4 protein-coding genes and 1 tRNA gene are annotated in these 4,203 nt (G+C 62.3%); 3 read left to right on the top strand and 2 right to left on the bottom strand.

The genetic code is table 11. The features are described from left to right. Window positions 1–69 precede the first annotated feature (69 nt). Window positions 70–144: transfer RNA gene (locus EOA22_RS25930), tRNA-Val, on the top strand. A gap of 403 nt (window positions 145–547) precedes the next feature. On the opposite strand, the gene EOA22_RS25925 is transcribed toward EOA22_RS25930, so the two are convergent. Beyond that, the gene (locus EOA22_RS25925) at window positions 548–901 is read right to left on the bottom strand and encodes a hypothetical protein (protein WP_013531688.1); all 354 of its coding nucleotides are present in this window, start codon (window positions 899–901) and stop codon (window positions 548–550) included. A 671-nt stretch (window positions 902–1,572) separates the two neighbouring features. On the opposite strand from EOA22_RS25925, the gene EOA22_RS25915 reads away from it, so the two are divergent. Beyond that, window positions 1,573–1,830, top strand: a complete 258-nt coding sequence (locus tag EOA22_RS25915; protein ID WP_013531689.1) for a PepSY domain-containing protein — start codon at window positions 1,573–1,575, stop codon at window positions 1,828–1,830. 153 nt (window positions 1,831–1,983) lie between these two features. Next, the gene (locus EOA22_RS25910; RefSeq protein ID WP_063167997.1) at window positions 1,984–2,466 is read left to right on the top strand and encodes a hypothetical protein; all 483 of its coding nucleotides are present in this window, start codon (window positions 1,984–1,986) and stop codon (window positions 2,464–2,466) included. Window position 2,467: 1 nt separating this feature from the next. Here the strand turns inward: EOA22_RS25910 and EOA22_RS25905 are convergent. Beyond that, window positions 2,468–4,203 (bottom strand): murein L,D-transpeptidase (locus tag EOA22_RS25905; protein ID WP_164755816.1); only part of this gene is annotated, 1,736 nt, incomplete at its 5' end.

Genomic DNA, 4,203 nt, shown 5'->3' with positions numbered 1-4,203 from the left:
GGACAGCTCCTTGACTTCCCGCACCCGCCTCCCTTATATCGCGGCTCGCTTGGCCTTCGGGCAACGAGCGGGCGATTAGCTCAGCGGGAGAGCACACCCTTCACACGGGTGGGGTCGCAGGTTCAATCCCTGCATCGCCCACCATCGGCCTTCCTGAACGCCGCACCCCAAAATGCCTAGCAACTACACCCCGCCCCTTGCCCGCCAAAAATTCTTCTGGGCGAATTCCACGCGCTGCTGTAGCTCGCATATCTCTGGAACGGGCAGACGTCGGAGCCGTTTTGGACCTTCATCTGTTCGCGATCCCAAAACGACACCCTCGATGCGGTCGTCGGCGCAAAAGACCGTATAGCGTTGTTCCGGCTCAGCGCTCGGGCTTGCTCCATGGGCCGGGCTTCATCGAGCGCCACTTGCCCGACAGGTCGCTGACCGCTTCGTCCGTTAGCCAAAGATGCGTAGTCGCAGCAATGGAAGGCGGCGAGATAGTCGCCGCGCATGAACTCCTGTCGATGGGGCCAAACTCTGCCCTACGCCGGTCGAGCCGCGATCAGCGCTTCATCGCGTGCAGGATGGCCTGCATGTGCTCTTCCAGGTCGAGTTCGCCCCGAGCCTCGGCGGTCAACAGGTAATCGGCCTTGGCCCGGCGGTCGCCTCGGCTGATCGCAGGATAGGAGCAGATGGCAAGCAATGCTTCCTGTTCAATCCGGTCTGCCCTCTTGCGATCGTGGCTGCTGCTGCCCGCTTGATGAACAACCCTGTGAAGCCCGACATAGCTGGCTTCATGGGCTCCGATCAGCGCCCGCAATTCGGGTGAGGCCCCTTCCGCTTCGGCAAATGTCGGTTCAACAACCGAGGCCACGGCGGTGAACGCAAGAAGTGTACGGCGTGTGATTTCGGGCATGCCTCATATCCCTGCTGTCTGATCATGCAGGCACACCATAGCACCGGCGCAACGGTTCGAAGAGATGCTCCTGGACGCGACCGCACTGTCTGCTGACAAAATGTACTCGCTCCCGTAGCTCGCCCGCCCAGCAGCCAGTGTGGCCTTAAGTCGCAAGGATTGGCTTGCGAAAGCGGGGTTTCGGCCTTCATTGACGCTGCGATCGACACCATATGGTGATCCACAGCCCTCCAAACGAGAGAAGCTCGCTTGACGCGGTCGCATAGCGGCCGTCAGCCGGCAATGGCTATGAACCAGGAACCTGAAAAACCATGCCTGAAAATGTCAGACCAATTTCGAAAGACGTCCCCCTCATTCAGCTAGGCGTCTATCAGTGCCGCTTCCCGGTAAGCGAAGACCGGTCGGTACCCGGCGGTTATCGTTTTTGTGCCGGGCCAACTTCGGCGGATCGCGTCTATTGCGATCACCACCACAGCATCGTGACCGCCGTCGACCCTCGCCGAACCCGTTCAGGTCTCCACCCCGCTCAACGACGCGCCGCGTAAGTCAAGCGGGCAGCGGCCCCTCGTTCGGGCAGCTGCAAACCGGTGGACTGAATCGGCACGCATTCCACCCGCGGAACAAACCGGTACGCCAGCGAGTTTCTCCCCGACGAAACTTGAGGGAAAGCCATGTCCAGATTTCTGCTGGCGACCAGCGTCGCCGTTCTTTTCGCCGTCGCGCCGGCCTTGGCCGCGGACGACAAGCCGCTGCCGCCGCCCAATGCCAAGAAGCTGTCGGAGATCATCGCCAAGGTCGAGCAGCGCGACGGCTTTCGCTATGTGGACGAGGTCGACTGGGACAGCGGCGCCTACACCGTCACCTATTACACGGCGGACAAGGCGAAGGTCGAAATCACCTACGATCCTGTGACGGCGGAGCCGAAATAGGGACGCTCCGACGCGAATTCGTTCTCGGCTGCGTCACAGGCTCCCGGCGCCAACTTCGGCGATCGCCCTGGCGCGGGCGCCTCCCCTTGCGTCAGTCGTGCTTTGATGGCTGACTGTCGTTTCCTGGAATAGCTCCGGGCGCCGCATTGGGGGATGGGGATGGCGACGGCAAAGCACGTGATGAAGCGCATATTGATGATGTTGGCCGGCTACTTCGTATCGGTGCTGGTCGGCCTGATCGCCGTGGCGGTGATCTATGGCGTGCTCAGTTCCTTGCCCAATGCGCCCAACTATTTCGACGTCATGGGTGTTTCGCCGATCGCGGTGCTGCTGGTGCCGCCGCTCGGCATGTTCGTCTATTTCCTGACGATCGTGGTGACCGCGCTGCAAACGTTGATCTTCGCGCTGATCGCAGAGTTCTTCTCGCTGCGCAATGTCCTGCTGCACATGGTTTTCGGCGCTGGCGCCGCAGTCGGCGGCTTCGCCCTGATCTGGCCGAGCGCACCGGAGGACATGGACCCGGAGCGTTGGGTCGACATCGGCATCATTGCCGCTGCCGGCCTTGTCGCCGGGTTGCTCTATTGGCTGATCGCCGGGCGCGACGCCGGCTTCCGACGGCCACTGTTCGAGCGCTAAATCAACTCGAAGGCGAGCGAACCGCCTCCGTGGCATCCAGGGCCTGCTTCAGCCGCGAGTCGCGGTCGTAGACGTCGCCGAAATATTCGACCTTGCCCGACAGATCGGGCCATGCGGTGAAATAGGCGACATAGACCGGGATCGTGCGTGTCACGTTCTCGGTCGCGTGGCCGTGCTTCAGCTTCTCGGCGATATAGTCCACGGAGGTGCCAAGCACCGCCGCCGCCATGCCGCGCGGGTCCTGCAGCCGCACGCAGCCATGGCTGAGCGCGCGCATATCGCGCTGGAAGAACGATTTCTGCGGCGTGTCGTGCATGTAGATCGCATGCTTGTTGGGGAACAGGATCTTCAACTCGCCCAGCGCGTTGGCCTCGCTCGGCTGCTGGCGCACGCTGTATGGGATGTTCGAGCCATAGGCGCCCCAGTTGACCGCCGACGAAGGAATGCGCTTGCCGCGCGAATCCGTCACCTCATAGCCGGCCCGGTCGAGATAGCCCGGATCGTTGCGCAATCTCGGCAGCATCTCGTTGACGATGATCGACTGGGGCACGCCCCAATAGGGATGGAAATCGACCTGCTTGATCTGGTCGTAGAAGAAGGAGGTCTGGTTGGTGGTCCGGCCAATGACGGCACGCGTCTTGAGCTTTTCCTCGCCATTGTCGATGTAGCTCGCGGTGAAGGCCGGCTGGTTGATGAAGACGCGCGGGCTGCCGAGATCGGAGGGCAGCCAGCGCAGTTCCTCCAGCGCCACTTCCACCTTCAGCAACTTGTCGGCCTTGGATGTTCCGGCCAGCGACGCGACGGTGCGCGGGCCGATGACGCCGTCGCCCTTCATGCCTGCCTTTTGCTGCACGGCCTTGATGACCGGGATCAGTTCCGGATCATAAACTTCGCTGGTGGCCAGCCTGGACAGGACCTCGCCATAGGCGCCGCCCATCTCGTCATCGAGATTGCGCGCGATCAGGGTCAGCAGCTTCGGCAGTTCGGGGCTGGTTTCGCCCGGCTTCAACAACAGTTTGGGGTCGACGACGATTTCGTTTTCCGCACTGGCCTGCAGCGCTTCCAGTTCGACGCGCAGCGCCTGGTATTCCGCATTCTGCGGGTGCCGCGATTCGAGATAGGTGCGCACCTGCTGGGTATGCGCCAGCGTTTTCAGCACGCCTTGCAGATCGAGCGGCTTGGCCGGGAAATCATAATAGCCGGTCATGCGGTTGGGATCGACGCGGCCGTTCTGGGCGTCGTGGGCATAGCGCAGCACACGCGCCGAAAGCGCCATCTCGAAACGGACGAGTTCTTTCAGTTGCGCATTGGCATCGGTCGTCGATGCGCCGGCAGCGGGCACTTCGACCGTATAGTCGGCGGGCGTGAGGCCATAGCTTGAAGCCTCGCCAAGCACCCGCACCGCATCCTGCGCACGGCTGTTGAGGCTGGTTCCGCTTATCCAGATGAAATCCGGATTGGCCGAGTAGTACGCGATCAGCGCCTTGGCGATGTCGGGCTCGGCTAAGAATTCGTAGTCGCCCAAGCTGGCAACCGCATCACGAAACGCGGCACCCGTAGCCGACGGGACGAAGGCGGCGTCCTGCGGTGTCGCCTGCGCCGGCGTCGCGGCCAATGCCGAGAAGTCGACGCGAACCAGCCGGTCGGCCTTGTAGGTGTAGTAGGACGGGCTGCTGATCTTCACATTGCCGCCGCCGCCACCGGACACTTTCGGCTTTGGCTTGTTCTTCGGTGGCG

The organism is Mesorhizobium sp. M7A.F.Ca.US.014.04.1.1 (assembly GCF_003998745.1).
Lineage (GTDB): Bacteria > Pseudomonadota > Alphaproteobacteria > Rhizobiales > Rhizobiaceae > Mesorhizobium > Mesorhizobium ciceri.
The sequence above is the reverse complement of the archived record's forward strand: the minus strand, read 5'-3'. Positions and strand labels throughout refer to the sequence as shown.